Below are 26,556 nucleotides of genomic sequence, written 5' to 3'. Positions count from 1 at the left end.
ATTTGCTCAAGACTCGGGGTTCGTGCCCTCCCGGGCGCCGTCGGTCAGCGCGCGCAGGCGCTGGAGACGTGCCGGTACCGCGGCGAGGTCGCCCCCGCGGAGCGCCGCCTCCAGCTCGCGCGCGGCCGTGGTCGTGTCGTCGTCGCCGAACGTCCCGGCGGACCCGGCGACGGCGTGGCACAGCGCCGCCGCCTCGAGGACGGCCTCGGCCGAGGGCTCCTCCGCGTCGTCCGCCCCGTGCCCCAGGAGGCGGGCCGCCTCCTCGACCCGGGCCGCGTTCCGGGCGCGCGCCCGCTGCCGCAGCACGACGAGCGCGGCGTCGAGCCGGTCGTCCGCACGACCGTCGGGCCCGGCCGTCACGGCTCCCACCCGAGGAGCGCGCCGAGCCGGGCCGCGAGGTCGAGAGCGTCGAACGGCTTCGTGATGACGCCGGCGGCGCCCAGGCCGTCGAGGCGCGAGATCTCCCCCGCGCCGACCTTGGCGGTGAGGAAGACGACCGGCACGTCGCGCAGCGCGGGGCGGGTCCGCAGACGCGCGAGCACGGTGGGCCCGTCCACGACGGGCATCATCACGTCGAGCACGATCGCGTCGGGCCGCACGCGCTCGGCGAGCGCCGCGCCCTCGTCGCCGTCGGCGGCGACGTGCACCTCGTAGCCGCCCACCACGTCGAGCGCGAGCTCGACGACCTCGCGGATCGACGGGTCGTCGTCGATGACGACCACGCGCCGCCTGCTCTGCCCTTCCGCGTCCATCGTCCCGACGCTAGCCGAGAAGCCCGCGCCCGGCAGCGCGCGCCCACGGGCGGTCCCCTACGCTCGACGCATGGTGGGGCAGCGGGGACCGACGGAGCGGACGCACGACCCCTTCGTCCTCTGGTGCTGGGTGGTCGGCGTCGTCCTCGTGCTCCTCGTCGTCGTCCTCGCGAGCCCGCTCGACGCCGAGACCCGACGCACGGTCTCGCAGGCCTCGATCGTGAGCGCCGGGGCGATCGCCGCGGCGAGCTGCGGGTGGCGCGCGGCCCGCTCGACGGGCCGACGGCGTCGGGCGTGGAGCCTGCTCGCGCTCGGCGGGGTGGTCGGTCTCGTCGGCAACGTCTACGCGGGCCTGGTCGACAACCCCTCGACGGGCGACTACGCCTACATCGCCGCGCTGCTCCTCGGCATCGTCGGGCTCGCCTTCTTCCCCACCGTGCGCCCGCGCGGCAAGGAGATCGGGCGGATGCTGCTCGACAGCGTCGTCGTCGGCGGCTCGGTGCTGTACATCGCGCTCTACGCGGTGACGCTCCGCTCGGCGGAGGCGCCGCCGACCGGCACCGCGGCCGTCACGGCGTACACGCTCCCCGTGGTGGACGCGCTGCTCGCGACCTTCGCCGTCCTCGTGATGACCCGCTCGACCGCCTCCGAGCGGGTGCCCCTCGTGCTCGTGGGCAGCGGGTTCGTGCTCTACGCCGTGGCCGACGTCGCGTTCGCCCTGCTCTCCGCCGACGGCACGTTCACGTTCGGCAGCCCGATCGACGTCGGGTGGGTCGGCGGGTACCTCATGATCGCGCTCGCCGCGCGGCACCGGGCGGCGAGCGGCAGCCCGGTGGCCGACGAGCGGGCGCAGGGGTCCGCGATCCTGGGCACGACCGTGACGTTCTGCCTGTTCCTCGCGGCCGCCCTGATCCGGGTCGTGCAGTCCTCGACGGGCTTCACGTGGGCCCCGAACGCGCTGTGGGTCGTCGTGCTGCTCGCCGTCGTCGCACGGCAGATCCTCGTCGTCGCCGACAACGAGTCGCTGCTGCACGGCCTGGAGCGGCGCGTCGAGGAGCGCACGTCCCAGCTCCGCGCGCTCGCCGGGGAGCGCGCGCGGACGCTCGAGTCCGTGGCGGACGGCATCTACGGCGTCGACCCCGACGGCCGCGTCACCTTCGTCAACGCGGCGGCGTCCCGCACGCTCGGCGCGAGCCCTGACTCGCTCATCGGCCGGGACGCGCACGCCCTCTTCCACGCGCCCGACGCGGACGGCAACCCCTATCCCGCGGAGTCCTGCTACATCCGGGAGGCCGTGCGCGACGGCATCACCGCGGTCGCCGAGCAGGACGTCTACCTCCGCGAGGACGGCTCCGAGGTGGCCGTCGAGGTCACGGCGAGCCCGCTCAAGGACGACGGCCGCACGCTGGGCGCGGTCGTCGTGTTCCGCGACATCACGGACCGGCGGGAGGTCGAGCGGCTCAAGGACGAGTTCGTGTCCGTCGTGAGCCACGAGCTGCGCACGCCGCTCACCGCGATCCGCGGCGCGCTCGGCCTGCTCGACAGCGGTGCCCTGGGCACGCTCCCCGAGCGCTCGGCGCGCATGGTGCACGTCGCGCGGTCCAGCAGCGACCGCCTCAACCGGATCGTGGACGACATCCTCGACATCGAGCGCATGGACTCGGGCACGACGCCGCTCGAGCGGGCCGACCACCGCGTGGCCGACCTCGTCGCGACGGCCGCGGAGCCGGTCGGGCTGCTCGCGCGCGACGCCGGCGTCGAGATCGTGCAGGAGGGCACCGACGAGGTCGTCGCCGTCGACGGGGACCGCGTCGTGCAGATGCTGACCAACCTGCTGAGCAACGCCGTGAAGTTCTCCCCGCCGGGCGGGACGGTCCGCGTGTCCGCACGCTCCGCCGGGGAGATGGTCGAGCTCCGCGTCGAGGACGAGGGGCGCGGCATCCCCCCCGACAAGCTCGAGGCGGTGTTCCGGCGCTTCGAGCAGGTCGACGCGTCGGACTCGCGCGAGCGGGGCGGCAGCGGGCTCGGGCTCGCGATCTCGCAGAGCATCGTGGAGCGCCACGGGGGCCGCATCTGGGCCGAGAGCCGCGGCGAGGGCATGGGCGCGACCTTCCGCGCGACCCTCCCCCGGCCCGAGCCGGTCCTCGGCCCGGCCGACGACGTGCCCGCGACGGCGCCCGGCGACCAGCGCCCCCGGGTCGTGGTGGTCGACGACGACGCGTACGTCGTCGACGTGCTGCGCGCGGTCCTGGAGTCGCGCGGGTACGAGGTCGTCGGGGTGACCGACGGCACGCTCGCCTTCGCGGCCATCGAGGCCGCCCGGCCCGCCGCCGTCGTGCTCGACCTCGCGATGCCGGGACGCGACGGGCAGGACGTGCTCGACCGGGTGCGCCGGAGCGCCGCGACGGCGAACGTGCCCGTCGTCATCGTCTCGGGCTCGCAGCCCTCGAAGGCCGTGGCGACGGCGTCCCTCGCCGACCGCTGGCTCGTCAAGCCGGTCGCGCCCGCGGAGCTGGAGCGCACCGTCAAGGAGGCCGTGAGCCTGCGCCCGCACCACGAGCACGTGCTCGTCGTCGAGGACGACCCGGAGGTCGGCGAGGTGGTCCGGGCCGTCCTGCAGGGCGCGGGTCTCGTCGTCACGCTGGCGCGCAGCGTCCACGAGGCGCTGGAGGTGCTCGCCGCCGGCGACGACCCGGCGCTCGTCGTGCTCGACCTCACGCTGCCCGACGGCGCGGGCCGCGAGGTCGTCGACGCGCTCCGCCAGGACGGCCGCCTGAGCCGGGTCCCGCTCGTCATCTACAGCGGGGCGCGCCTCGACGCGCACCAGCGTGCGGACCTCAGGCTGGGAGATACCGTCTACCTGCGCAAGGGGAGCACCGCCCCCGAGAAGCTGCTGGAACCCGTGCTCGACCTCCTGGACACGGCCGCGGGCCGCTGGGGCACGGCGCACGACGACGGGGCGAGAGCCTCGAGGACGGAGAACACATGACCGCGGGACCCATCATCTACGTGAGCCATGGGACGGGCACGGGGAGGACCGAGCTGTCCGCGTTCGACGCGGCGCTCACGGACGCCGGCGTCGGCGACTTCAACCTCGTCCGGCTGAGCTCCGTCGTGCCGCCCGGGTCCCGCGTGGTCGAGGTGGACCGCCTCGAGGAGGGGTACGGCGGGCACGGCGACCTCCTCTACTGCGTGTACGCCGAGGCGCACGCCGTGATGCCCGGCCACGAGGCGTGGGCGGGCGTGGCGTGGTCGCTGCGCGACGACGACAGCGGTGCCGGTCTGTTCGTGGAGCACGAGGCGCCGTCGCACGAGCAGCTCGAGCTGGACCTCACGCTCAGCCTGGAGGACCTGGCCGCGACGCGCGGCAACCGGTTCCACCCGGCCGGCCGCCGGGTCGCCGGGGTGCGCTGCGAGTCGCTGCCCGTGTGCTCCGTCGTCGTCGCCGCGTACCGCCGCGAGGGCTGGGACGGGGAGACCCGGTGACGGCGCCGGCGCGCGCGGGCGCGGGGCGCGCCGCGGTCACGTTCGAGCAGACCGTGGACGGCGAGCTCGCCGACCGGTTCTGGGAGCTCTACCTCGAGGCGTTCGAGCCGCTGCGGACCCGTGCGGCCGCCCGGCACGTGCTGCACCGCGAGGAGTTCGACGAGGAGATGAGCGACCCGCGGGTGCTCAAGCTCCTCGCGCACGACGACGACGGCGCGGCCGTCGGGCTGACGACGCTCGCGACCGACCTCGCGGCCGTCCCGTGGGTGAGCCCGGAGTTCTTCGCGGCGCGCTACCCCGAGCACGCGGCGCGCGGCGCCGTCTGGTACATCGGCTTCACGCTCGCCCACCCGGGCCGTCGTGCGAGCCGGACGTTCATGGACATGATCGACGCGCTCGTCGCGCACCTCGCGGAGAACCGCGTCGTGTGCGCCTACGACGTGTCGCGGTTCAACGACGACTCGCTGCGGTTCGCGGACAACCTGCGCCGCCACCTCGAGCGGACGCAGGACGTCGAGGTCGAGACCGTCGACCAGCAGACGTACTACGCGACGACGTTCCGCTGACCGGCGCGCCGACCCTGTGCCGGGGCGGTCCGCACCGCCCCGGCACGGACGTCAGCTGCCGACGTGCGCCGCGTACTGGTCGGCGGTGAGCAGGTCGCCCGTGTCGACGACGTCGACCTTGAACAGCCAGCCGTCGGTGTACGGGTCCGAGTTCACGACGGCCGGGTCGTCGACCGCCGCCTGGTTCACCTCGACGATCGTGCCCGTCACGGGCGAGAAGAGCTCCGACACGGACTTGGTCGACTCGACCTCGCCGATGACGCTCCCGGCGGTCACCTCGGCGCCCACCTCGGGCAGCTCCAGGTAGACGATGTCGCCGAGGGCCTCGGCGGCCGTCGCGGTGATCCCGACGACGGCGGGCGTCGAGCCGTCGATCCACTCGTGCTCGGCCGTGTACTGCAGGTGCGCCGGGAACTGGGCCTCGGTCATGGGGTTCTCCTTCGGGACGACGGGGCGGTCAGGACTGCTGGGGACGACGGTAGAACGGGAGCGGCACGACGACCACGGGCTCGGCCCGGCCGCGCACGTCGACGGCAAGCTCGGTGCCCTCCGCCGACAGCTCGGGCGTGACGTACGCGAGGGCGATCGGGTGGCCGAGCGTCGGGGACGGCGCGCCGGACGTCACCGTGCCCACGCGGCGAGCGGACTCCCCCACCGCTCCCCCGGCGTCGACGCCGTCGCCCGGCAGCACGACGGCGTAGCCCGCCCGCGCGGGCCGCCGCCCCAGGCCCCGGAGCCCGACGAGCACGCGCGCGGGCGGCGACTCCCGGCGCGCGGCGAGCGCGGCGCGGCCGACGAACTCGAGCGGCGCGCCGTCGGCGTCGACCTTGTCGAGCTTCACGACGCGCCCGAGCCCCGCCTCGTACGGCGTGGTCGTGGTGTCGAGCTCGTGCCCGTACAGCGGCATCCCCGCCTCCAGGCGCAGCGAGTCGCGCGCGGACAGGCCCGCCGGGACGAGGCCGAGCGGCGCGCCCGCGGCGAGCACCGTGCGCCACAGGTCGGCGGCGCGGTCGGCAGGCACGAACAGCTCGAACCCGTCCTCCCCCGTGTACCCGGTACGGGCCACGAGCGCGTCGACCGGGCCGTCGTCGGTCCGCAGCACGAGCGGCGCGGCCGCGTAGTACCGGAGGTCGCGCACGGTCTCGGCGGCGACCGGGTCGGCCGGGTCCGTGAGGCCCGCGACGATCTCCTCCGCACGCGGCCCCTGGACCGCGACGAGCGCCGTGCCCGCGCCCTGGTCGGTGACCGTCGCGTCGAAGCCCGCGGCCCGCTCCACGAGCTCGCGCGCGACGAGGTCCGCGTTCCCCGCGTTCGCGACCACGAGGAACCGCTCGTCCGCGAGGCGGTACACCACGAGGTCGTCGAGGACCGCGCCGTCCTCCTGGCAGATCATCGTGTAGCGCGCCCGGCCCGGCGCGACCGCGGAGAGGTTCCCGACGAGCGCGTGGTCCAGCGCGGCCGCGGCCTGCGGTCCCGCGACCTCGATCTCGCCCATGTGGGAGAGGTCGAACAGGCCGGCCGCCTCGCGGACGGCGCGGTGCTCCGCGAGGTCGGACGTGTACCGCAGCGGCATGAGCCACCCGCCGAAGCTCGTGAGGTTCGCGCCGAGCGCGACGTGCTCGTCGTGCAGCGGGCTGCGGCGCTCCGCGCTCTCGGTCGTCCCGGTCTGCTGCTCGGTCATGCGAGGTCTCCCGTCACGTAGGACTCCAGGGGCGGGCACGAGCACACGAGGTTGCGGTCGCCCCGCGCACCGTCGATGCGGCGCACCGGCGGCCAGTACTTCCCGGCGCGCAGGCTCGCGACCGGGTAGGCCGCGAGCTCGCGCGAGTAGGGCTTGTCCCAGTCCTCCGCCACGAGCGCCGCCGCGGTGTGCGGCGCGCCGCGCAGCGGCGACTCCTCGACCGCCCAGCGGCCCGACGCCACCGCGTCGATCTCGCCGCGGATCGCGACGAGCGCGTCGACGAACCGGTCGAGCTCCGCGAGGTCCTCGCTCTCCGTCGGCTCCACCATGAGCGTGCCCGCCACGGGGAACGAGAGCGTCGGCGCGTGGAACCCGTAGTCCATGAGCCGCTTCGCCACGTCCTCCGCCGTCACGCCCGTCTCCGCGGTGATCGGGCGCAGGTCGAGGATGCACTCGTGCGCGACGAGGCCGTTCGGCCCGGTGTAGAGCACCGGGTAGTGGTCGGCGAGCCGGCTCGCGACGTAGTTCGCGGTGAGCACCGCCGTCTTCGTCGCCTCCGTCAGCCCGTCCGGGCCCATGAGAGCGACGTACGCGTACGAGATCGGCAGGATCCCGGCCGAGCCGTACCGCGTCGCCGAGACGGGCGTCGCGGCGGACGCGCCCGGCGCCAGCGGGTCGCCCGGGAGGAACGGCACGAGGTGCTCGCCGACCGCGACCGGTCCGACCCCGGGCCCTCCCCCGCCGTGCGGGATGCAGAACGTCTTGTGCAGGTTCAGGTGCGAGACGTCGCCGCCGAACTCCCCCGGGCGCGCGAGCCCGACGAGCGCGTTGAGGTTCGCCCCGTCGATGTACACCTGGCCACCTGCTTCGTGTACGAGATCGCACACCTCGCGGACGTGCTCCTCGAAGACGCCGTGCGTCGAGGGGTAGGTGATCATGATCGCCGCGACCCGCGGCCCGTGGTCGGCCAGCTTGGCGCGGAGGTCGGCGAGGTCCACCTCGCCGCTCTCGGCGGTCCGCACGACCTCGACCTTCAGGCCCGCCAGCGCCGCCGACGCCGCGTTGGTGCCGTGCGCCGACGCGGGGATCAGGCACACGTCGCGCTCCACGTCCCCGCGAGACACGTGGTACTCGCGGATCGCCAGCAGGCCCGCGAACTCGCCCTGCGAGCCCGCGTTCGGCTGCACGGAGACGCCCGCGTAGCCCGTGATCTCCGCCAGCGCCGACTCCAGGCCGCCGATGAGCTCCTCGTAGCCGCGCGCCTGGTCGGCGGGGACGAACGGGTGCAGGTCCGCGAACCCCGGCCAGGAGATCGCCTCCATCTCCGCCGTCGCGTTGAGCTTCATCGTGCACGAGCCCAGCGGGATCATCGTCCGGTCCAGGGCGAGGTCCTTGTCCGCGAGTCGGCGCAGGTAGCGCAGCATCGACGTCTCGGAGCGGTGCAGACGGAAGATCGGGTGCTGGAGGTACGGCGTCGTCCGGGTCGCCCAGGCCGGGAGGTCGTGGCCGGGTGCTGCGGCCGCAGCGGCGTCCTCGCTCTGTCCGGTCGCGAGGTCGATCCCGAACGCCCGCACGACCGTGGCGAGGATCGCCGGCGTGGTGGTCTCGTCGCAAGCAATCTGTACATGGTCCGCGTCAGGGTTGTACAGGTTGACGCCGACCGTCGCGGCGGCCTCGACGACGGCGGCGGCGCGGCCCGGGACCACGGCGCGGACGGTGTCGAAGAAGGTGGCGTGCTCGACCGTGACGCCGCCCGCGCGCAGGTGCTCGGCGAGGGTCGTGGCGTGGGCGTGGGTGCGCTCGGCGATCGCGCGGAGGCCGTCGGGGCCGTGGTAGACCGCGTACATCGAGGCGACGATCGCGAGGAGCGCCTGCGCCGTGCAGATGTTGCTCGTCGCCTTCTCGCGCCGGATGTGCTGCTCGCGCGTCTGGAGGGCGAGGCGGTAGGCGGTGTCGCCGTCGGCGTCGATCGAGACGCCCACGAGACGACCGGGCAGGGACCGCTCGAGGCCCTTGCGGACGGCCATGAACGCGGCGTGCGGGCCGCCGTAGAACAGCGGGACGCCGAACCGCTGGGCGGAGCCCACCGCCACGTCGGCGCCGAGCTCGCCGGGGGAGACCAGCAGCGTCAGGGCGAGCAGGTCGCTCGACACCGTGACGAGCGCACCCGCGTCCTTGGCCTCCGCGACCACGGGCCGCCAGTCCACGACGCGACCCGACGCGCCCGACTGCTGGACGACGACGCCGACGAGGTGCGCGTCGTCGTCCACCTCGGCGGGGAACGCGCCCGCCGCGCGGGCGGCGGCGAGCCCGGCCTCCAGGCCGCCCGACAGGTCCGCGACCACCACGGGCAGGCCGACGGCCTGCGCGCGACCGAGCGTCACCGCGAGCGTCTGCGGGAAGAGGTCGGCGTCGAGCACCACGTAGCCGCTCTTCGCACGCGAGGCCCGCCACATGAGGGCGACCGCCTCCGCGACCGCGGTCGCCTCGTCGAGCAGCGACGCGTTCGCGACGTCGAGGCCCGTGAGGTCCTCGACGACCTGCTGGAAGTTCAGCAGCGCCTCCAGGCGGCCCTGCGAGATCTCGGGCTGGTACGGCGTGTACGCCGTGTACCAGGCGGGGGACTCGAGGACGTTGCGACGGATCACCGGGGGAGTGACGGTGCCGTAGTAGCCGAGCCCGATCATCTGCGTCTTGACGACGTTCTTCGCGGCGAGCGCGCGCAGGTGGTCGAGCACCTCCGTCTCGGTGCGCGCCGCCGGCAGGTCGAGCGGGCGCTCGGTGCGGATCGTCGCGGGCACGGCGGCGTCGACGAGCGCGTCGAGCGAGGCGTAGCCGAGCTGGTCGAGCATGACCTGCACCTCACGGCCGCGCGGGCCGAGGTGGCGCGGCGCGAACGCGCCGGAGGCGGCGTCGGGCGGCGAGGTGCGGTCGAGGGACGGCTGGGTCACGGGGACCTCCGGGGGAGGGGACGACGGCGGGTCCCTCCCCGCTCTGTCATCGGACGCACGCGTCGACCTGAGAGTTTTGCCGGTCCGCCGTGCCGCGAGGGCCGGGGCGCGCCGACTTGCACCGTCGGTGGGCCGAGGTCGCCGGGGGTCCGACGAGCGCACGACCGCTTTCCAGAGTTGCCTCGCCTCGACGGTACGTGGGCCTGAGAGATTCCCGGGGAGGACTTGCTCCTTCGGCGCCGGCGCCCGGTCCGGGGACCGTGCTGCCGAGCTCTCCCGTCGAGGTTCGGGCGGCAGTACTGCAGTTGTGCGCACGATCCTACCGGGGTCGTGCCGCCCGGGCGGGCCGAGGCAGGCGCCACGGTCGCGCTCGCGGCGGACCGTGCGCGGAGATGTCCGCGCTCCAGGCGCACGCCTACCGGTAGCCCGGCACGGGCGCGCGCCGCCGTGACAGGGTGGGGCACGTGCACCCCGACACCGTCGCCGATCTCGTGCTCCTGCTCGTCCTCGCCGGAGCGGGTCTCCTGCTCGTCTGGTGCGCGCGCGCCACGGCCTCCGGACGGATCGGCCGCAACCAGGTCGCGGGCATCCGCACCCCGACGACTCTGGCGAGCGACGACGCCTGGCGCACGGCACACCGCGCGGCCCGGCCGCTGAGCGAGGCGGCGGGCTGGGTGCTCGTCGCGGCCGCCCCGGTGCTCCTGGTGGTCGACGACGCCGCGGGCCTCGTCGTCGTGCTGGTCGCGACCGGTCTGGCGCTCGCGCTCACGGTGGGAGGGCTCGTCGTCGGGGCGCGGGCCGTGCGCCGCGAGGTGGGTCCTCGCCGCTGACGCGGCGGCGGCTCGCGCACGGTCGGCCCCGCGAGCCCGGCCGTCGCTCAGCCCGGCGTGCCGTGCCGGGAGGAGTCGCCCGCGGGCTCCACGACGACGGAGCGCACCGTCGCGAGCCGCCGGACCGCGCGCTCCAGGGCGCGCGTGCGGCGGGGGGTCGCACGGAACGACACGACGATCCGGCCCGCCCGGCCGTCGCCGTCGACCGGCCCGGTCGCGAGCGAGTCGAAGCTCACGCCGCGCGTCGAGAAGACCCCGGTGAGCGCGGTGAGCGTGCCGGGCTGGTCGAGGCCGTGCACGGTCGCGACCCAGTCGCGCTCCGCGCCGACCGGGGCCGGCGCACGCACCGCGCCCGCCGCACCGGTCGTGCCGGGGACGACCGCCGCCCCGCCCGGCGAGCCCGCCCCGCCCTGCGGACCCGCCCCGCCCTGCGGACCCGCCCCGCCCTGCGGACCCGCCGCGCCCGCCGCACGGCCCGCGTCCGGCACCGCGCTCGCCGACACGAGGCGATCGATCCCCTCGGCCGCCTGCACGAGCCGGCGCGCCTCGTCGTCGGGCAGCGCGTCGAGCAGCACGCGCGTCCAGCCGCCGGGGCCGAGCACGACCGGGACGCCGAGGACGCCGCGCGACGGCACGCCGTCGGCCGGGGCGAGGCGTCCGTCGAGCTCGCCGTCGAGCGCGACCTGCCCCGCGACGACGATCTCGCGGCCGTCGAGGATCACCTCCAGGAGGTCGACGGTCGCGCTCGCGGTGCCCGCGGGGGTCTTCGCGCCGGACTGGTGCGTCATCCAGGGCCGCGTGACGAGCCGCAGGTCGGCGGGCCACGTGTCGATGAGCTCGAACGCGGCACCCATGTCCTGGCTCGCGACGCGCGCGAGCTCGTCCTTCGCCGCGGCGATCTCGCCCGGCAGCGCGTCGAGGGTGCGGCCGCGGCGCAGCGCGGCGACGGCGCGCGCCCGCTCGTCGGCGTCGAGCCCGCTCACCCGGACGGTCGACCAGAGCGGGACGGCGTCCTCGCCGTGCTGACCCCCCACGAACCCGCCGACGCGGTGCCGCCGCACGCCCAGCTCGACCGCGAGCTCGCGTCGGAACCGCAGCGTGTCGAGCCAGGCCCCCATGCCGAGCACGCGGTGCCGCCCGAGCCGTTCCGCCATGACCGCGACACCGAGCTCGACGGGGTTCGTCACGACGATCACGACCTCGTGCCCCGAGCCGTGCCGCGCGATCGCGTCCGCGTACTCGGCGAGCACCGCGCCGTTGGTCGCGGCGAGCACGCGCCGGTCGGGGTCGGCGCCCGTACGGGCCGGGGGAGTGAGGCCGGCGGCGACGACGATGACGTCGGCAGTGACGTCGTCGGGCGAGTGCGCGACGTCGAGGAGCGGCGCGTGCTCGTCGTACGCGTCGACGAGGTCGGCGCGCAGCCCGTGCACGGCGCGCCCCGACGCGCCGCCGGCCCGACCGACGAGCTGGAGCCGCGCCGTCGGCGGGAGCACCCGCCGCTCGACGATCTGCGTGCACACCTGTCGGCCGACGTCGCCCGTCGCCCCCACCACCGCTACGTCCACACCCGCAGGCTACGACGCCCCGGAGTCAGGCGAACGCGATGCCGCCCGCGGCGGCGACCATCTCGTCGAGCACGGCGGAGACCACGGGGCGCGGCTCGTGCCGGGTCGCGCGGTGGCGCGCGACGAGGCGGCGCGAGCCGAGGCCGGGCAGCCCGACGACCGTGACGCCGTCGGGCACCTCGTCCGACGCGCCGCCCTCCACGGCGAGCGCCGGGAGCATCGCGACGCCGAGCCCGGCGGCGACGAGCGAGAGCGCGACGTCGAAGTCGTAGTAGTTGTGCCGCGTGCGCAGGGTCCCGCCGAGCCCGCGGGCCAGCCGCCGGAGCGCTCGGGCGGCGGCGGTGCCGGGCTCGGGCCCCAGCCAGACGGCGTCGCGCACGTCGTCGAGGCGCGTGGGCGTCGGCATGCCCGCGGGGACGACGAGCCGCCACGGCTCGTCGAGCAGGACGATCTCGCGCGTGCCGCGCGGGGCGGGGGAGTCGGCCTCGTAGTCGCGCTCGAGCAGCACGACGTCGAGCTCGCCCGCGCGCAGCAGCCGCAGGGCCTCGGTGGGCTCGCGCTCCTGCACGTCGAGCTCGATCCCCGGCGCGGTCTCGGCGAGCCTCCCGGCGACGGGTGCGACGACGGCGCGGATCGCCGTCTGGAAGGAGCCGACGGCGACGCGCCCGCTCACCTCGTCGCCGAGCGCGGCCAGCGCCTTGCGCGCCTCGACGAGCTCGGTCTCGATGCGCTCGGCGGTCTCGGCGAGCACGCGACCGGCCGGGGTGAGGGTCACGCCGCGCGGTCCGCGGTCGAGCACGACGACCCCCTCCTCGGCCTCGAGCCGCTGGATCTGCTGGGAGACCGCGGACGGGGTGACGTGCAGGAGATCCGCTGCCGCGAGGATGCCTCCGCCCCGGTGCACGGCAAGGAGGAAACCAAGTCTGCGTGGGTCCGTCGCCATGTAGAGATGCTAAACGCCCGGTGCAGAATCCTTCGATTGTGCTGAACCTCGGAAGGCCTCACACTTGTCGTGGCGCCGGTCGGTTACCTCCTCCTCCTTACGGGTCGGCGCCCGAGCTTCGCACCACCCGCGCCACCAGCCATCGGCCCGGAGCGCACAGCCACCGCAGCGTCGCGGTACCCCCCTCCACCCCTTCTTCGTCACCGGAGTACCGCTGTGCCCGTCACCCTCGACGCGATCGTCATGTTCCTCGGCTGGATCGGTGCCGCCGCCGGCGTCGTCGCCTACGCGATGGTCAGCCGTGGCCGCTGGGCGCCGTCGTCCGCCCCGTTCCAGCTCACCAACCTCACCGCCGCAGGCCTCATGGGCATGGTCGCCGCCGCGAACGGCGTGTGGCCGTCCGTCGCCGCGAACCTCGTGTGGGTCCTCATCGGCGCCCAGGCGATCGTCGTCATCGTGCGGGCGCGCCGCGCGCGTCGTCGCACGCTCGCCGAGGCCGCCGGGATCACGGCGGCCGCCTCCGCACCGGCCGCCGTGCGCGCCGACGGCGACCCCGCACCCCAGGAGGTCGGGCTCGCCGCCTGACCACCCCCGGCACCGCTCAGCGCGAGGCGCCCGGCGCGGGCTCCAGGACGACGTCCACGACGACCGCGCGGTGGTCGGACAGCCCCGTGTCGACGGCCGTGGCGGGCCCGAGGGCCCGGACGGTCGGGCCGCCGGGCAGGCCGTCGGCGAGCACGTGGTCGATCTGCCGCACGGGCCGGTCCACGGGGTGCGTGAGCACGTCGGCGAGCGACGTGAACCCGGTGATCTCCGCGGGCTCGGGCGCGCGCAGGTTGAGGTCGCCCAGCAGCACGAGCGGGCGGGGGAGCGGCGCGCAGGCGCCCGTGAAGGACCGGAGCTGGTCCGCGGTGAACTCGGGGCGCGACGTCGTGTGCGCCGTCACGACGGTGAGCGGCCCCCACGGCGTGCGGACGGCGGCGGCGAGCGCGGCGCGCGGCTCGTCGGGCACCACCCGGAACGGGAGCAGGCGGGCGGCCCCCGTCGCGGCGCCCGGCCGTCGCCGTCGGACGCGCGACCGCCACGGCATCCGGTCGAGCTCGAGGCGCGCCCACCGCTCGACGGGGAACCTGCTGACGAGCCCGATCCCGTACGACGCGACGCCGGGGACGCGCCGCACGCCCGATCCCGGCCGGCCCGCGCGCACCCACGCGCCGGAGACGCCGCGCAGCGTGGGGGACAGGTGCCGGTGCTCGGCGCGCAGCGCCTCCGCCGCGACGGCCACGAGGTCGGCGCGGTGCGAGCGGGGCGAGTCGCGCTCGACCTCCTGGAGCGCGAGCACGTCGGCGTCGAGGTACGCGACGGCGCGCGCGAACCGCTCGACGTCGACCGTCCCGTCGAGCGCGGCACCGTGCAGCGTGTTGAAGGTCGCGAGGCGCAGGGCGCCCTCCGGTCGCGGGGGCAGCGGTCCGTCGGTCAGGTCACGGGAGTCGTGGGGCACCGGACGATCCTCGCGCGGGCCGCGGACCGTCGCGACCAGGGCGGGGTCCCCGCCCGGCACCGGGGACGCCGCAGGGGCGGCGCGCCCCGGGCTCGTCAGTGGGTGCGGCGCCAGGCGGCGATGCGCTCGACCGCCTCGGCGACCGTGCTCGGGGCCGCGGCGAACGACAGCCGGACCCAGTCCCCGCCCCGGACGCCGTCGAAGTCCGTGCCGGGGGTGAGCGCGACGCCCGCCTCGGCGAGCAGGCGCGCGCACCACGTCACGGAGTCCAGGCCGTCCCCGGACACGTCGGCGTAGACGTAGAACGCGCCGTCTGCGGGCGCGACGCGCGACCACCCGAGGTCGTCGAGCCGGGACAGCACGAGCTCGCGCGACGCCGCGTACCGCGCGACGTTCTCGGCCGCGGCGGCGTACCCCTCGGGGGAGAACGCGGCGACGCCCGCGTGCTGCGCGAGCGCGGGCGGCGACAGCGCGACGTTCCCGGCGAGCGCGTCGACCGGCCCGACGAGCTCGTCCGGCAGCACGAGCCACCCGAGGCGCCACCCGGTCATCGCCCAGTACTTCGAGAACGAGTTGACGACGACCGCGCCGTCGGGCACGTACCGCGCCGCCGTCGGCAGCGCCGCGGCCGGGCCGTCCGCGCCGTCGCCGTAGACGATGCCGTGGTAGATCTCGTCGCTGACGAGCCGCACGTCGTGGTCGGTGCACCACGCCGAGACGGCGTCGAGCTCGGCGGGCAGGATCATCGTCCCCGTCGGGTTCGCGGGGCTCGCGACGACGAGCCCGTCGAGGCCGCCGTCGTAGTAGGCCTCCATGAGCTGCGACACCGTGGGCTGGTAGCGCGTCTCCGGGCCGCAGTCGAGCTCGACGACCTCGCAGCCCAGCGCGCGCAGGATGTTCTTGTACGCGGGGTAGCCGGGGCGGGCGAGCGCGACGCGGTCGCCGACGTCGAACGTCGCGAGGAACGCGAGGAGGAACCCGCCGGACGACCCGGTGGTCACCGCGACCCGCGCCGGGTCGATCTCGACGCCGTACCAGCGGTCGTAGTGCTCGGCGATCGCGCGCCGCAGCGCGGGGACCCCGAGCGACTCGGTGTAGCCGAGGTCGCCGTGCTCGAGCAGCTCGATCGCCCGGCGCCGCACGACGTCCGACGCCCCGGTCGACGGCTCGCCCGCGCAGAGGTTGAGGACGGACGCGCCGGCGTCGCGCAGCCGGTTCGCCTCGGCGAGGACCTCCATCACCGCGAACGGCGGCACGTGGGAGCGGCGTGAGACCTTCATCGACCCGGGCATGAACCCATCATGCCCGGGTCATCCGTTCGGCGGACGCCGGTCCGGCTCCGCGCCGGGTGGTCGGTCGTCCGGGCGACGCGCCGCACCTCGCGCCCGGGGTCGGATGGGGCCATGACGACCGACGACGCCTGGCGCGACGGCCCCGACGACCGGGAGGACGACGACCACGGCGACCACGGCGACCGACGCGACGGCGCCGCGACCTTCCGCCCCGTGCGCGGGTGGGCCGTGCTGTGGCGGAGCGCGTTCGGGCTCCGGCACGGCGGCCACGAGTACGTCGTGGCCGTGGACTTCCTCGACTGGGACGAGCGCATCCGGCTGTACCGGGACGGTCGGCTCGTCGACGAGCAGCGCTCGCGCGCCCGCTTCGACCTCGGGGGCGCGACGTTGGAGGCGAGGATGAGCACCTACGGGATGCGGTACGTGCGCGTCGTGGACGCGGTCGGCACCGTGCACGACGTCCCGCCGCTGCCCGGGACCGCCGAGGCGTGGCGCGACCGCATGGACCGCGAGCGCCCGACGGCGAGCCGCGCCGTGGGCGTGACGGCGTGGGTCGTGCTCGCGGTCGCGGTCGTGACGCAGGTGCCGCAGCTGCTCGAGGTGACGTCGCAGTTCACCGGGTGGACGCCGCCGTTCGTGCCCGACCTCCCGGCGCCGGTGAACACGGTCCTCACGGTGGGCGGCGTGCTGGCCGCCCTCGACCGGGCCCTGCGCCGCCGGTACCACCCGCTCCTCGACGGCTGAGCTCTCTGCTCATCCGGCCGGACCGGGGCTGCCTACGCTGGGCGGAGACGACGAGGGAGGTGCTCGTGTTCCGACGACGTTCCCGCACCCCGGACGACGACCCCGTCCGGCGCGCCGCGCAGTACCGGGTCGAGCGGGAGGCCGCGCGCGAGGCCGCGGAGCGGGAGGCGTCCGACGACGACCCCGCCCGCCGTGAGCCCGTGGACGCGCCGGGCGAGCCCGGCACGCGCGGCGCGGCCGAGGCGCGAGAGGACGACCTCCCGGCCGGGGGCCCACGTCGTGTACGACCCGAGGACCGCGCGATGTACGTCGACACGGTGATCGACCAGGCGGTCCGGCGCGGCGAGTTCGACGACCTCCCGCTCGCGGGCAAGCCGATCCCCGGGCTCACGGGCACGCACGACCCGGACTGGTGGCTCAAGGCGGTCATCGAGCGCGAGCGGCTCACCGGTCTCGGGCCTCCGGCGATGCTCCTCAAGACAGAGGACCGCGAGCTCGACGACCGCCTCGACCGCGAGCTCGACGAGCAGGCCGTCCGCGAGATCCTCGCGGACTTCAACGCGCGCGTCGTCGACGCCCGCCGCCAGCTGCTCGGCGGGCCGCCCGTCGTGACCCCGACGCGCGACGTCGAGCACGAGGTCGCGCGCTGGCGCGCCCGTCGCGCCGCCCGCTGACCTCCGGAACCGGCTCGACCGGACCCGACCCTGGCCGACCGGTCCGCGACCCGCCGGGCGGGCGATCGTCGTCGGGCCCGCCTAGGGTCGGCCGCATGGCGGACTGGCAGCCCGACGTCCTGGGCGACGACTACGAGCAGCTCACGCTGCCGCTCGCGCCCGACGAGGAGGGCGACGTCGTCGCGACGCTCGTGCGGCGCCGGCGACCGGGGCCCGACCAGTACCTCGACGTGCTGTACGTGCACGGCTGGTCCGACTACTTCTTCCAGACCCAGCTCGCCGACTTCTGGGAGGCGCACGGCGCGCGGTTCCACGCGCTCGACCTGCGCAAGTACGGCCGCAGCCTGCGGCCCGGCCAGACGCCCGGGTACGTCGCCGACCTCGCGACGTACGACGAGGACATCGAGGCCGCGCTCGTCGCGATGGGCCACCGGGGCGACGGGCGGTCCCCGCGCGAGGTCGTGCTCATGGGCCACTCGACCGGCGGCCTGACGCTGAGCCTGTGGCTCGCGCGCCACCCCGGGCGCGCGGCGGCGCTCGTCCTCAACAGCCCGTGGCTGGAGTTCCAGACGCGCGAGGTCGGCCGCCTCCTGCTCGAGCCCGTGATCGGCGCGCGCGCCCGGCTCACGCCCACGCGCCCGCTGCCCAACGTCGACCTCGGCTTCTACACGCGCTCCGTGAGCAAGGAGTTCGACGGCGAGTGGTCGTACGACCTCAGCTGGCGTCCGCAGCACGGCTTCCGGACGACGCCCGCCTGGCTGTCCGCCGTCTTCCACGGGCAGCAGACGGTCGCGCGCGGGCTCGGGATCGGCGCCCCCGTGCTCGTCCTGCTCTCGGCCCGGAGCACGCTGCTGCCCCGCTGGTCGCCCGAGATGATGCGCACGGACACCGCGATCGACGTCGACGGCGTCGCGCAGCGCTCGGTCCAGCTCGGCGACCTCGTCACGGTCGCGCGCCTCGACGGCGCCCTGCACGACGTCGTCCTCTCCTCCCGGCCCGTGCGCGCGCTGGCCTACGGGCGGGTCGCGCAGTGGGTCGGGGCGTACCTGCCGCGGCCCGCGCCCGTCACGCCGCCCGTGCCCGACGCCGTCGCCCCCTCTCCCCGCGGCGCGCCGCGCGCGACGGGCGGCGTGGGCCGCGCGCTCGGCCGGCTCGGCGCCACGGTGCGTCACGCGGGACGGTCCGTCGCGCGGTCCGTGGGCACCGCCGTCGGGACGCTGCGCGGGCGGACCCGCCGCCGGTGACGCTCGACGACACCCGATGAACCTCGGGCGGCGCGCCCCGGTCCACCCGCAGGGGGAGGGCGCCGCGGCCGGGGTCGCACCGTCGGGGGATCTCCCGGGTGGCGGGGCACCGCTACCGTCGGCGACGTCGTGCGTGGCGTCGTCACCTGAAGGAGCGGTTCGAGTGTTTCGCGAGGTCCCCGTCCTCCCCGTCGTCGTCCCGCTGGGGGCGGTGGTCCTCGGGCTGCTGCTGTGGCGCCTGCACCGGTCCGGTCGTCTCACGCTGCCGCGGGCCGCCGTCGCGCTCGCGCTCGCCGTCTACGCGGCCGGGGTCGTGGCGAACACGGTGTTCCCGATCTTCCTCGACAAGCCGGCGAGCAGCGCCGCGTGGGACGCCCACCTGGTCCTCGTGCCCCTCGTGGACTACGAGGTCGCCGACGCGGTGATGAACGTCCTCGTGTTCCTGTCGCTGGGCGTGCTCCTGCCGCTCCTCCTGGCGCGGCCGTCGTGGTGGCGCGTCGTGCTCACGGCAGCGGCCTTCAGTCTCGCGATCGAGGTCACCCAGTACGTCACCTCGCACCTGCTGGGTGGCGGTCACGTCGCGGACGCCAGCGACCTGCTCTTCAACGTCGTGGGCGGCGCGCTCGGCCTCGGGCTGTTCACCGCGCTGTGCCGCGTCCCCGCGCTCGACGCGTTCTTCGACCGCTTCCGCTGGACCACTCCGCCGCGGCCGCGCGGGTCGCGCGCCGCCGGGACGGACGCCCGTCGCGCGCGCTCAGCCGTCGAGCTCTGAGCGCACGAGGTCCACGATCCCGTCGGCCGCGGCCTCGACCTCGGCGAGGCAGTCCTCGAAGTCCTGCTGCCCGCCGTACCAGGGATCGGCGATGTCGAGCACGTGCTCGGACCCGCCCGGCTCGACGCGCGGCGCCGCCGGGTCGAACGAGCGGTACAGGCGCACCGGCGCCGACGCGTCGAGGCGCCGCAGCGCCCGCGCGTGCTGGGCGGTCATCGCGAGCACGAGGTCGCGCGCGGCGAGGTCGCCCGCGCGCACCTGACGCGCCCGGTGCGTCCCGTCGACGACGTACCCGTGCTCGGCCAGAACGGCCCGGGCGCGGCGGTCGATCGGGTTCCCCCGCTCCTCGTCGCTGATCCCGGTCGAGTCCACCACGACGCGGTCGCCGAGTCCGGCCGCCTCGAAGCGGTCGCGCAGCACCACCTCGGCCATGGGGGAGCGGCAGATGTTGCCGGTGCAGACGGTCATGACGCGGTAGGGCCCGGGGCGGGTCTCGGCACTCGACATGGCCCCATTCTGCGCGAGGAGGGCGCTCCCCTCCCGTCCAGGCCGGTCGTCGGGCGGCCCGTGACCAGGGCGCCTACCGTGAGGAGATGATGATCGGGGCGGGGTCGGGGCGGGTCGCCGTGACGGGCGCGAGCGGTCTCCTGGGATCGAAGCTCGCGTTCCGGCTCGCCGCCGAGGGCGCGCCGCAACGCCTCGTGGTGCGCGACGCCGCACGCGCGCCCAGCCTGGGCGACGACCCGCTGCCGGAGTCGGACGTCGCCGTCGTCGCCGGGTACACGGACACGCGCGGCATGGTCGAGGCGTTCACCGGCGTGGACACGGTCCTGCTCGTGTCCGCGCGCGAGGACGTCGACCGCGTCGCGCAGCACCGCGCGGCCGTGGACGCGGCCGTCGCGGCGGGCGTCCACCGCATCGTCTACGTGTCGTTCGTCGGCGCCGCCCCGGACGCCGTGTTCACGTTCGCGCGCGACCACTGGCGCACCGAGGAGTACATCCGCGCGACGGGCGTGCGGCACACGTTCCTGCGCGACAACCTCTACCACCGCGGGCTCGCGCTCATGGTGGGCGACGACGGCGTGATCCGCGGCCCCGCGGGCGACGGGCGCGTCGCGTCGGTCTCGCACGACGACATCGCCGACGTCGCGACCGTCGTGCTGCTCGACGCCGACGCGCACCGTCACGACGGCGTCACCTACGACGTCACGGGCCCCGAGGCGCTCACGCTCGCCGAGGTCGCGGCCGAGCTGTCGTCGGCCACGGGCCGCGACATCACGTACCACCCGGAGAGCGTCGACGAGGCGTACGCGTCGCGCGACCGGTACGGGGCGCCGCGGTTCGAGGTGGACGGCTGGGTGTCGTCGTACACGGCGATCGCCGCGGGCGAGCTCGCGCACGTGAGCGACACGGTCCCGCGGCTCGTCGAGCGGCCCGCGCAGTCGTTCGCCGCGTGGCTCGACGACTACCCCGAGGAGTGGGCGCACCTGCGCCCCGCCTGACCCCCGTCGAGCGCGCGACGACGGCCTGCGCGTCGCCTGGTCGCCCCTCGCAGGACCGACCGGGCGACCCGGCGGGCCGTTCCCCGGCGGTTCCACGCCGTGGGCGAAAACCCCTGGCGTGGCCGCGGGAGGCGGACGTACCGTCGTCGTACACGCGAAAGGAGGTGGTCCTGGAAGTGAAGATTCTTCGGACTCGTGAGGTGGTTGCGCGCTAGTCGTCGCGCAACCGATCCAGCAACGGACCGGATGCGGTGAGCCCGTGAACCGGGCGGGGTCTCCCGAGGGGAGCCCCCGGCGGCGAGCGAGTACCACGCAACCACCGGAGCCCGCGGGTGTCGTGCCCTCGTCCAGCACGACAGGAGGAACCCTCCAGCCCGCGGGCTTCTTGCTGCCCGCACCGTGCACTCACCTGATGGCGGGGGCGGGAGTCGCGGTGTCGGCGGCGTCGGGAGCGGCCGGCCCGACGGCGGCCCGGCGGCGCGGCGCGCCCATCGCCACGGCCGCGAGGGCGAACGCCGCGACGGGGACCCACAGCGCGGTGTGGAAGGCGGCGAGGCCCGCGTCCGGACCCGTCGCGTCCCCGAGGGCGAGGACGCTGACCGCCGTCGCAGCCGAGATGCCGATCGCCGCACCGAGCTGGAACGACGTGTTGAGCACCCCGCCCGCGACGCCCTGCTCGGCGTCGGTCACGCCCGTCGTCGCGGCGATCGCGATCGGCCCGTAGACCAGCGCGAACGCCACCCCGACCAGCGCCAACGACGGGACCATGACGGCGTACGCCCAGTCGAGCCCCGACCCGAGGAACCACGCCGCGGCGAGCGTGCCGGCGACCAGGCCCCCGACGATGACGCGCGGCACCCCGAACCGTTCCACGAGGCGCGGCGTGAGGACGGGGGCGAGGACGACGTCGATCGCCATGAGGAGCATCGCGAGCCCGGTCTGGAGCGGCGTCCACCCGCGGAGCTCCTGGAGGTAGAGCGTGAGGAGCACCTGGAAGCCGTAGAACCCGCCCGCGAAGAGCACGGCCGTGACGTTCGCCCGGACGAGCTCCACCGACCGGAAGAGCCGCAGCGGCAGCAACGGGTGCGGGGCACGGCGCTGCCGGACGACGAACCCCGCCAGCAGCGCCGCGCCGCCCCGAGCGCGGCGACCGTCCACGCGAGCCCGTCGCCCGGGTGCTCGAGGCGCACGATGCCGACGGCGAGCAGGACCATGGCGGTCGTCGCGAGGACGGCACCGAGGACGTCGAGCGCACCGCGGACGCGCGTCGTCGTGTCACGCGGGACCGTGACCAGGGCGAGCGCGAGCAGCACGACGGCGACGAGCACCGGGGCGAAGAAGACCCACCGCCAGTGGACCGCCGCCAGGAGACCGCCGACGACGAGCCCGAGCGAGAAGCCCGCGGCCCCCGCGGCCCCGTAGACGACGAGCGCGCGGTTGCGGCGCGGCCCCTCCGCGAACGACGTCGTGATGAGCGACATCCCGGCGGGCGTGAGGAAGCCGGCCGCCACGCCCGTGACGAAGCGCGACAGGAGGAGCATCCAGCCGTCGGTCGCGAACCCGCCGAGCCCGGAGAACACGAGGAACACGAGCAGCCAGACGACGAACATGCGGCGTCGGCCGTAGAGGTCGGCCGCGCGTCCGCCGAGGAGCATGAACCCGCCGTACCCGACGACGTAGGCGGTCACGACCCCGCCGAGCTCGCCGGTCGCGAGGCCGAGGTCGGCGCGGATGCCCGGGAGCGCGACGGAGAGCATCGCGATGTCGCTGCCCTCGAGGAAGATCGCCCCGCACAGCACGAGGAGGAGACCCCAGTCCCGGAGGCTGAACCGTGCGGCCTCCCGCGCGGCCTCGCAGCCGGGCTCCCGGCTGCTCTCGCGGCTGCGGCTCGTCGTCCCGTCGCCCATGGACGTCCCCTGTCGTCGTGAGCACCCTTCGGCACCCGGTTACCTCTTGATACCGAACCCATCGTGGGTCAGGATCAGGAGGCATGGAAGACGGCACATCACGCCCACCTGGTATCACCGCGGATACCGTGGCGGCGCGCCCTCGACCGGCGGGCGCGGCCGACGACGCCGCGACGGAGGAGGCGTGCGACCCGCGACCGCCGTCACGGTGGGAGAGCGACGCCGACGTCTGGCAGTGGGACGCGCGCGAGGACTGCGAGGTGCGGCAGATCCTCGACCGCATCGCCGACAAGTGGTCGCTGCTCGCCATCGCGCTGCTCGACCGCCGCGTCATGCGCTTCACCGAGCTGAAGCGCGAGATCGACGGGATCAGCCAGCGGATGCTGTCGCGCACGCTGCGCCAGCTCGAGCGCGACGGCATCGTCGAGCGCACGGTCTACCCGACCGTCCCGCCACGGGTCGACTACGCCCTCACCGAGATGGGGCGCTCGCTCCACGCGACGACCAAGGCGCTCGTCGTCTGGACCGAGGCGCACCAGGAGCGCATCGCGGCGGCCCGCAGCGCCTACGACGAGCGCGAGGCGGAGCTCCGGGACCTGTGACCCGCCCCGAGACGCCACCCCACCCCTGGGCGCAGGAGACAGTCGCGTCCGGCAGGTCCCGGCGCGCGACTGTCTCCCGCACTCACGGGGTGGTGAGGTAGGGCTCCACGAGCTCGACGTAGCGGCGCGCGAGCGTGGCGACGACGTCGGCACCGGGAGCGGCCCAGACGTCGGCGTGGAAGATCTCGACCTCCACGTCGCCCGCGTACCCGGCGGCCGCGACGGACCGCGTGAAGGCCGCGAAGTCGACGTGGCCGTCGCCCATCATGCCGCGGCCCAGCAGCGTGTCCGCGGGCAGGGGCGTGATCCAGTCGCACACCTGGTAGCTGACGATCCGCCCCGCCGCACCGGCGCGCGCCACCTGCTCGTGGACCTTCGGCTCCCACCACAGGTGGTACGTGTCGACGACGACGCCCACCTCCGCGGGCGCGAACGGCTCGGCCAGGTCGAGCGCCTGCTCGAGCGTCGACACGACGCCGCGGTCGGCGGCGAAGATCGGGTTCATGGGCTCGATCCCCAGCGTCACGCCCGCGTCGCGCGCGGCCGGGACGAGCGCCGCGATCGCGTCCGCCGCCCGGGCGCGCGCCCCGACGAGGTCGCGGTCGCCCGCGGGCAGGCCGCCCGGCACGAGCACGAGCGTGCGCGCCCCGAGCGCGGCCGCCTCCGCGATCGCGGCGAGGTTGCTCGCGTGGGCGGCGGCGCGCGCGTCGGGGTCGCTCGCGGTGAAGAACCCGCCGCGGCACACGGACGAGACGCGCAGCCCGGCGTCGCGCACCCACCGCACGGCGGTGTCGAGCCCGACGTCGGCGACGGGCTCTCGCCACACCCCGATCGCCGGGAGCCCCGCCGCGACGCAGCCGTCGATCGCCTCGCGCAGCGACCAGCCCGCCGTCGTGCGCTGGTTGAGCGAGAGCCGCGCGAGCCGCGGGTCGCCGGCCGACGGCGTCGCCACACGAGCCGGCACCATCGACGGCACGTCTACGCTCCCCCGGCCCCCGCCGAGCAGGTGGTCCTGGTCCGTCCCGCCGCCCGGACGAGCCGGGACGGCCTGCTCGCCTGACAGGATCGACCTGCTCGAACCCGACGGGAACTCCGAGATCTCGAGGCTCATGCGACCTCCTGCCCGACGACGGCCGGCACGTCCGCGCCCACCTCGACGCCCGCCGCCGCGAGCACGAGGCCGAGGCGGTGGGCGGCGAGGTCCGGGTCCGGCAGGAGGCGCGCCTCGTTGGCGAGCTCGAACGCGCGCGCGAGGTGCACGACGCTCCGGGCCGACTGCAGACCGCCGACCATCGTGAAGCCCGGCTGGTGGCCCGCGAGCCAGGCGAGGAACGCGATGCCGGTCTTGTAGTAGTACGTCGGCGCCTCGAACACGTGCCGCGAGAGCGCGAGCGTCGGCGCCATCTCGGCGTCGTAGTGGTCGAGGTCGCCGTCGTCGAGCGCGGCCAGCGCGGCCGAGGCGGCGGGCGCGACGGCCGCGAACGCGCCGAGCAGCGCGTCGGAGTGCCGTTCGCCGTCGCCCCGGATCAGCTCGGGGTAGTGGAAGTCGTCGCCCGTGTACAACCGCACTCCCTCGGGGAGTACAGCGCGCAGGCCCACCTCGTGCGCGGCCGAGAGCAGCGACACCTTGACCCCGTCGACCTTCGCGGCGTGCGCGCGCACGAGGTCGACGAAGGTCGCCGTCGCGACGTCGACGTCGCCCGACCCCCAGTAGCCCCGGAGGTTCGGGTCGAACGCCTCGCCCAGCCAGTGCAGCACCACCGGCTCGCGCACCTGGGACAGGATCGCGTCGTAGACGCGCACGTAGTCGTCCGCGGACGTCGCGACGCGCGCGAGGTGCCGCGACGCCATGAGGATCACCTGCGACCCCGTGCCCTCGACGAACTCGACCTGCTCCGCGTAGGCCCCGATCACGTCGTCGGCGGTCCGCAGCTCGTCGGGCGCACGGTGGTCCGTGCCGGCGCCGGACGCGATGCGCCCGCCCAGCTCCTTCGCCTGGGCTGCGCTGCGCGACACGAGCTCCTGCACCGCGGGCCAGTCGAGCCCCATGTTGCGCTGCGCGGTGTCCATCGCCTCGGCGACCCCGAGCCCGTACCGGAACAGGTGCCGCCGGAAGGCGAGCGTCGAGTCCCAGTCGACGACGGCCGGGGCGCCCGGCACGTTCTCGCCCCGCGGGTCCGCCACGACGTGCGCCGCCGCGAACGCGACGCGCGAGCGGTACGGGCCGGGGTGGTCGGTCCACTCCCGGGGCGCACGGAGCTCGACGCGGCGCGTGCCGCCGTCGGCCAGCGGGACCCGCACCGCGTCCCCGGCCGTCACGCGCCCGCCTCGACGGCAGGCGCGACGAGGCCCGACGGGTCGGAGCCCGCCCCGAGCTCGACCCGACGACCCTCGCGCGACGACGCGTAGCCGGCGTCGACCAGGCGCAGCCCGCGGACTCCGGCGTCGAAGTCGTACGGGTGCGGCCGGCCGGCGTGGACGTCGCGCAGGAACTCCTCCCACTGGGCGCGGAACCCGTTGACGAACTCCTGGTTGTCCGGGACCTGCTCCCACTGGGCGCGGAAGTCCTGGTCGGTCGGCAGGTCCGGGTTCCACACGGGCTTGGGCGTGCGGGCCCGCGGCTGGACGCGGCACCCGAAGAGCCCTGCCACGGCGGACCCGAGCGTCCCGTCCACCTGGAACTCGACGAGCTCGCCCCGGTCGACGCGCACGGCCCACGACGAGTTCACCTGGGCCACGACCGGGCCGTCCGGCCCGGCGAGCTCGAAGATCCCGTACGCCGCGTCGTCGGCCGTGGCCCGGTAGGGCTCGCCGCGCTCGTCCCAGCGCTCCGGGATGTGCGTCACGGCCTTCGCCATGACCGCCTCGACCGGGCCGAACAGGTTCTCCAGCACGTAGTTCCAGTGGCAGAACATGTCGAGGACCATCCCGCCGCCGTCCTCGGCGCGGTAGTTCCAGCTCGGACGCTGCGCGGGCTGCCAGTCGCCCTCGAACACCCAGTACCCGAACTCGCCGCGCACCGACAGGATGCGGCCGAAGAACCCGCCGTCGATGAGGCGCTTGAGCTTGATCAGCCCCGGCAGGTACAGCTTGTCGTGCACGACGCCGTGGATCACCCCCGCGGCGCGCGCCGCGTCCGCGAGCTCCTCGCCGTCGGCGACGGACTCCGCGATGGGCTTCTCCGTGTACACGTGCTTGCCGGCCGCGAGCGCCGACAGCAGCGCCTTCTTGCGCTCGGACGTCACCTGGGCGTCGAAGTAGACGGTCGCCGTCGGGTCCGCGAGCGCCGCGTCGAGGTCGGTCGTGAACTCGGCGACGCCGTGCCGCTCGGCGAGCTCCGCGAGCTTCGTGCGGTTGCGGCCCACGAGGACGGGCTCCACCTGGAGGCGCGTGCCGTCGTCGAGCTCGACGCCGCCGTCGTCGCGGATCGCGAGGATCGAGCGGACGAGGTGCTGGCGGTATCCCATGCGGCCCGTGACGCCGTTCATGACGATGCGGACGGTGCGGTCGGGCGTCGTCGCGCCCGTGGTCTGGCTGGTCATCC

25 protein-coding genes, 1 pseudogene and 1 riboswitch are annotated in these 26,556 nt (G+C 75.4%); of the genes and pseudogenes, 11 read left to right on the top strand and 15 right to left on the bottom strand.

Annotation, left to right across the window (positions count from 1 at the left end; all coding sequences use genetic code 11):
* Window positions 1–6: 6 nt before the first annotated feature.
* Window positions 7–360: an Hpt domain-containing protein gene (locus tag BJP59_RS17680; RefSeq protein ID WP_194521607.1), complete on the bottom strand. Its 354-nt coding sequence runs from the start codon at window positions 358–360 to the stop codon at window positions 7–9.
* The gene (locus BJP59_RS17675) at window positions 357–752 is read right to left on the bottom strand and encodes a response regulator (protein ID WP_086150268.1); all 396 of its coding nucleotides are present in this window, start codon (window positions 750–752) and stop codon (window positions 357–359) included. The genes BJP59_RS17680 and BJP59_RS17675 overlap by 4 nt, the downstream gene beginning before the upstream one ends.
* A 70-nt stretch (window positions 753–822) precedes the next feature.
* Here BJP59_RS17675 and BJP59_RS17670 point away from each other — a divergent pair, with 70 nt between their 5' ends.
* The 3 genes from BJP59_RS17670 to BJP59_RS17660 are packed head-to-tail and all read left to right on the top strand — an operon-like array spanning window position 823 to window position 4,804.
* Window positions 823–3,741 carry a response regulator gene (locus BJP59_RS17670; RefSeq protein ID WP_194521606.1) on the top strand — a complete coding sequence of 973 codons (2,919 nt, stop codon included), beginning with the start codon at window positions 823–825 and terminating at the stop codon, window positions 3,739–3,741.
* Window positions 3,738–4,238 (top strand): pyruvoyl-dependent arginine decarboxylase, encoded by a 501-nt coding sequence (locus tag BJP59_RS17665; RefSeq protein ID WP_043653117.1) that lies wholly within the window; start codon window positions 3,738–3,740, stop codon window positions 4,236–4,238. Before BJP59_RS17670 ends, BJP59_RS17665 begins: the two co-directional genes overlap by 4 nt.
* Window positions 4,235–4,804 (top strand): hypothetical protein, encoded by a 570-nt coding sequence (locus BJP59_RS17660; protein WP_086150167.1) that lies wholly within the window; start codon window positions 4,235–4,237, stop codon window positions 4,802–4,804. The genes BJP59_RS17665 and BJP59_RS17660 overlap by 4 nt, the downstream gene beginning before the upstream one ends.
* 51 nt (window positions 4,805–4,855) lie before the next feature.
* Here the strand turns inward: BJP59_RS17660 and gcvH are convergent, their stop codons facing one another.
* The 3 genes from gcvH to gcvP are packed head-to-tail and all read right to left on the bottom strand — an operon-like array spanning window position 4,856 to window position 9,337.
* Complete coding sequence (gene gcvH / locus BJP59_RS17655; protein WP_021483687.1) at window positions 4,856–5,233, bottom strand: glycine cleavage system protein GcvH; 378 nt, start codon at window positions 5,231–5,233, stop codon at window positions 4,856–4,858.
* A 28-nt stretch (window positions 5,234–5,261) separates the two neighbouring features.
* Window positions 5,262–6,485 (bottom strand): glycine cleavage system aminomethyltransferase GcvT, encoded by a 1,224-nt coding sequence (gcvT, locus tag BJP59_RS17650; RefSeq protein WP_043653114.1) that lies wholly within the window; start codon window positions 6,483–6,485, stop codon window positions 5,262–5,264.
* Window positions 6,482–9,337 (bottom strand): aminomethyl-transferring glycine dehydrogenase, encoded by a 2,856-nt coding sequence (gene gcvP / locus BJP59_RS17645; RefSeq protein WP_442861553.1) that lies wholly within the window; start codon window positions 9,335–9,337, stop codon window positions 6,482–6,484. The genes gcvT and gcvP overlap by 4 nt, the downstream gene beginning before the upstream one ends.
* Window positions 9,338–9,617: 280 nt before the next feature.
* Window positions 9,618–9,725: riboswitch (glycine riboswitch) on the bottom strand.
* Between the two features lie 175 nt (window positions 9,726–9,900).
* On the opposite strand from gcvP, the gene BJP59_RS17640 reads away from it, so the two are divergent.
* Window positions 9,901–10,266: an SdpI family protein gene (locus BJP59_RS17640; RefSeq protein ID WP_194521604.1), complete on the top strand. Its 366-nt coding sequence runs from the start codon at window positions 9,901–9,903 to the stop codon at window positions 10,264–10,266.
* Between the two features lie 47 nt (window positions 10,267–10,313).
* On the opposite strand, the gene BJP59_RS17635 is transcribed toward BJP59_RS17640, so the two are convergent.
* Both BJP59_RS17635 and BJP59_RS17630 read right to left on the bottom strand, forming a co-directional pair.
* A complete protein-coding gene (locus BJP59_RS17635; protein ID WP_194521603.1) occupies window positions 10,314–11,831 on the bottom strand; it encodes a lactate/malate family dehydrogenase in 1,518 nt (505 codons plus the stop codon).
* Window positions 11,832–11,856: 25 nt separating this feature from the next.
* Window positions 11,857–12,774: a LysR family transcriptional regulator gene (locus tag BJP59_RS17630; RefSeq protein ID WP_163185503.1), complete on the bottom strand. Its 918-nt coding sequence runs from the start codon at window positions 12,772–12,774 to the stop codon at window positions 11,857–11,859.
* Window positions 12,775–12,990: 216 nt separating this feature from the next.
* Here BJP59_RS17630 and BJP59_RS17625 point away from each other — a divergent pair, with 216 nt between their 5' ends.
* Window positions 12,991–13,359, top strand: a complete 369-nt coding sequence (locus BJP59_RS17625; protein ID WP_128957677.1) for a CBU_0592 family membrane protein — start codon at window positions 12,991–12,993, stop codon at window positions 13,357–13,359.
* Window positions 13,360–13,375: 16 nt separating this feature from the next.
* On the opposite strand, the gene BJP59_RS17620 is transcribed toward BJP59_RS17625, so the two are convergent.
* The gene (locus BJP59_RS17620) at window positions 13,376–14,275 is read right to left on the bottom strand and encodes an endonuclease/exonuclease/phosphatase family protein (RefSeq protein WP_228485159.1); all 900 of its coding nucleotides are present in this window, start codon (window positions 14,273–14,275) and stop codon (window positions 13,376–13,378) included.
* 95 nt (window positions 14,276–14,370) lie between these two features.
* Window positions 14,371–15,555: a pyridoxal phosphate-dependent aminotransferase gene (locus BJP59_RS17615; protein ID WP_194521602.1), complete on the bottom strand. Its 1,185-nt coding sequence runs from the start codon at window positions 15,553–15,555 to the stop codon at window positions 14,371–14,373.
* Window positions 15,556–15,678: 123 nt separating this feature from the next.
* Between BJP59_RS17615 and BJP59_RS17610 the strand changes: the two genes are divergently transcribed.
* From BJP59_RS17610 to BJP59_RS17595, 4 genes are all read left to right on the top strand, one after another.
* Window positions 15,679–16,311, top strand: a complete 633-nt coding sequence (locus BJP59_RS17610; protein WP_194521601.1) for a hypothetical protein — start codon at window positions 15,679–15,681, stop codon at window positions 16,309–16,311.
* Window positions 16,312–16,376: 65 nt separating this feature from the next.
* On the top strand, window positions 16,377–16,985 hold the full coding sequence (locus BJP59_RS17605; RefSeq protein WP_194521600.1) for a J-domain-containing protein: 609 nt from the start codon (window positions 16,377–16,379) through the stop codon (window positions 16,983–16,985).
* Window positions 16,986–17,080: 95 nt separating this feature from the next.
* The gene (locus BJP59_RS17600; RefSeq protein WP_194521599.1) at window positions 17,081–18,229 is read left to right on the top strand and encodes an alpha/beta hydrolase; all 1,149 of its coding nucleotides are present in this window, start codon (window positions 17,081–17,083) and stop codon (window positions 18,227–18,229) included.
* Window positions 18,230–18,392: 163 nt separating this feature from the next.
* Window positions 18,393–19,001 (top strand): VanZ family protein, encoded by a 609-nt coding sequence (locus BJP59_RS17595; protein WP_194521598.1) that lies wholly within the window; start codon window positions 18,393–18,395, stop codon window positions 18,999–19,001.
* On the opposite strand, the gene BJP59_RS17590 is transcribed toward BJP59_RS17595, so the two are convergent.
* Window positions 18,984–19,508, bottom strand: a complete 525-nt coding sequence (locus BJP59_RS17590; protein ID WP_228485158.1) for a low molecular weight protein-tyrosine-phosphatase — start codon at window positions 19,506–19,508, stop codon at window positions 18,984–18,986. The two genes, BJP59_RS17595 and BJP59_RS17590, sit on opposite strands and share 18 nt — an antisense overlap.
* A gap of 86 nt (window positions 19,509–19,594) precedes the next feature.
* On the opposite strand from BJP59_RS17590, the gene BJP59_RS17585 reads away from it, so the two are divergent.
* Window positions 19,595–20,503, top strand: a complete 909-nt coding sequence (locus tag BJP59_RS17585; protein ID WP_228485157.1) for an SDR family oxidoreductase — start codon at window positions 19,595–19,597, stop codon at window positions 20,501–20,503.
* Window positions 20,504–20,908: 405 nt separating this feature from the next.
* On the opposite strand, the gene BJP59_RS20200 is transcribed toward BJP59_RS17585, so the two are convergent.
* Window positions 20,909–21,661 carry an MFS transporter gene (locus tag BJP59_RS20200; protein WP_255541859.1) on the bottom strand — a complete coding sequence of 251 codons (753 nt, stop codon included), beginning with the start codon at window positions 21,659–21,661 and terminating at the stop codon, window positions 20,909–20,911.
* A gap of 152 nt (window positions 21,662–21,813) precedes the next feature.
* A pseudogene (locus tag BJP59_RS20195) lies at window positions 21,814–22,260 on the bottom strand (MFS transporter); the annotation flags it as partial.
* A gap of 278 nt (window positions 22,261–22,538) precedes the next feature.
* On the opposite strand from BJP59_RS20195, the gene BJP59_RS17575 reads away from it, so the two are divergent.
* Window positions 22,539–23,012 carry a winged helix-turn-helix transcriptional regulator gene (locus BJP59_RS17575; RefSeq protein WP_228485156.1) on the top strand — a complete coding sequence of 158 codons (474 nt, stop codon included), beginning with the start codon at window positions 22,539–22,541 and terminating at the stop codon, window positions 23,010–23,012.
* A gap of 82 nt (window positions 23,013–23,094) precedes the next feature.
* Here the strand turns inward: BJP59_RS17575 and BJP59_RS17570 are convergent, their stop codons facing one another.
* The 3 genes from BJP59_RS17570 to BJP59_RS17560 all read right to left on the bottom strand — a co-directional run bounded on the left by BJP59_RS17570 (window position 23,095) and on the right by BJP59_RS17560 (window position 26,554).
* A complete protein-coding gene (locus tag BJP59_RS17570; RefSeq protein ID WP_228485459.1) occupies window positions 23,095–23,979 on the bottom strand; it encodes a sugar phosphate isomerase/epimerase family protein in 885 nt (294 codons plus the stop codon).
* 140 nt (window positions 23,980–24,119) lie between these two features.
* Window positions 24,120–25,331 carry a dihydrodipicolinate synthase family protein gene (locus tag BJP59_RS17565; RefSeq protein WP_194521596.1) on the bottom strand — a complete coding sequence of 404 codons (1,212 nt, stop codon included), beginning with the start codon at window positions 25,329–25,331 and terminating at the stop codon, window positions 24,120–24,122.
* Entirely contained in the window at window positions 25,328–26,554 is a 1,227-nt protein-coding gene (locus tag BJP59_RS17560; protein WP_198947262.1) for a Gfo/Idh/MocA family protein, read from the bottom strand. The genes BJP59_RS17565 and BJP59_RS17560 overlap by 4 nt, the downstream gene beginning before the upstream one ends.
* Window positions 26,555–26,556 lie beyond the last annotated feature (2 nt).

The organism is Cellulosimicrobium sp. JZ28 (assembly GCF_015327065.1).
GTDB lineage: Bacteria > Actinomycetota > Actinomycetes > Actinomycetales > Cellulomonadaceae > Cellulosimicrobium > Cellulosimicrobium funkei.
This window is presented reverse-complemented; position numbering and strand designations above follow the sequence as displayed.

What these genes read in the sequence shown, in the direction of transcription:
- BJP59_RS17670 (WP_194521606.1), top strand. Translation starts at nt 823, where the DNA reads ATGGTGGGGCAGCGGGGACCGACGGAGCGGACGCACGACCCCTTCGTC.
- BJP59_RS17590 (WP_228485158.1), bottom strand. Translation starts at nt 19,508, where the DNA reads ATGTCGAGTGCCGAGACCCGCCCCGGGCCCTACCGCGTCATGACCGTC.
- gcvT (WP_043653114.1), bottom strand. Translation starts at nt 6,485, where the DNA reads ATGACCGAGCAGCAGACCGGGACGACCGAGAGCGCGGAGCGCCGCAGC.
- BJP59_RS17600 (WP_194521599.1), top strand. Translation starts at nt 17,081, where the DNA reads ATGGCGGACTGGCAGCCCGACGTCCTGGGCGACGACTACGAGCAGCTC.
- gcvP (WP_442861553.1), bottom strand. Translation starts at nt 9,337, where the DNA reads ATGCTCGACCAGCTCGGCTACGCCTCGCTCGACGCGCTCGTCGACGCC.
- BJP59_RS17570 (WP_228485459.1), bottom strand. Translation starts at nt 23,979, where the DNA reads ATGGTGCCGGCTCGTGTGGCGACGCCGTCGGCCGGCGACCCGCGGCTC.
- BJP59_RS17585 (WP_228485157.1), top strand. Translation starts at nt 19,595, where the DNA reads ATGATGATCGGGGCGGGGTCGGGGCGGGTCGCCGTGACGGGCGCGAGC.
- BJP59_RS17665 (WP_043653117.1), top strand. Translation starts at nt 3,738, where the DNA reads ATGACCGCGGGACCCATCATCTACGTGAGCCATGGGACGGGCACGGGG.
- BJP59_RS17560 (WP_198947262.1), bottom strand. Translation starts at nt 26,554, where the DNA reads ATGACCAGCCAGACCACGGGCGCGACGACGCCCGACCGCACCGTCCGC.
- BJP59_RS17675 (WP_086150268.1), bottom strand. Translation starts at nt 752, where the DNA reads ATGGACGCGGAAGGGCAGAGCAGGCGGCGCGTGGTCGTCATCGACGAC.
- gcvH (WP_021483687.1), bottom strand. Translation starts at nt 5,233, where the DNA reads ATGACCGAGGCCCAGTTCCCGGCGCACCTGCAGTACACGGCCGAGCAC.
- BJP59_RS17630 (WP_163185503.1), bottom strand. Translation starts at nt 12,774, where the DNA reads ATGGCGACGGACCCACGCAGACTTGGTTTCCTCCTTGCCGTGCACCGG.
- BJP59_RS17615 (WP_194521602.1), bottom strand. Translation starts at nt 15,555, where the DNA reads ATGAAGGTCTCACGCCGCTCCCACGTGCCGCCGTTCGCGGTGATGGAG.
- BJP59_RS17610 (WP_194521601.1), top strand. Translation starts at nt 15,679, where the DNA reads ATGACGACCGACGACGCCTGGCGCGACGGCCCCGACGACCGGGAGGAC.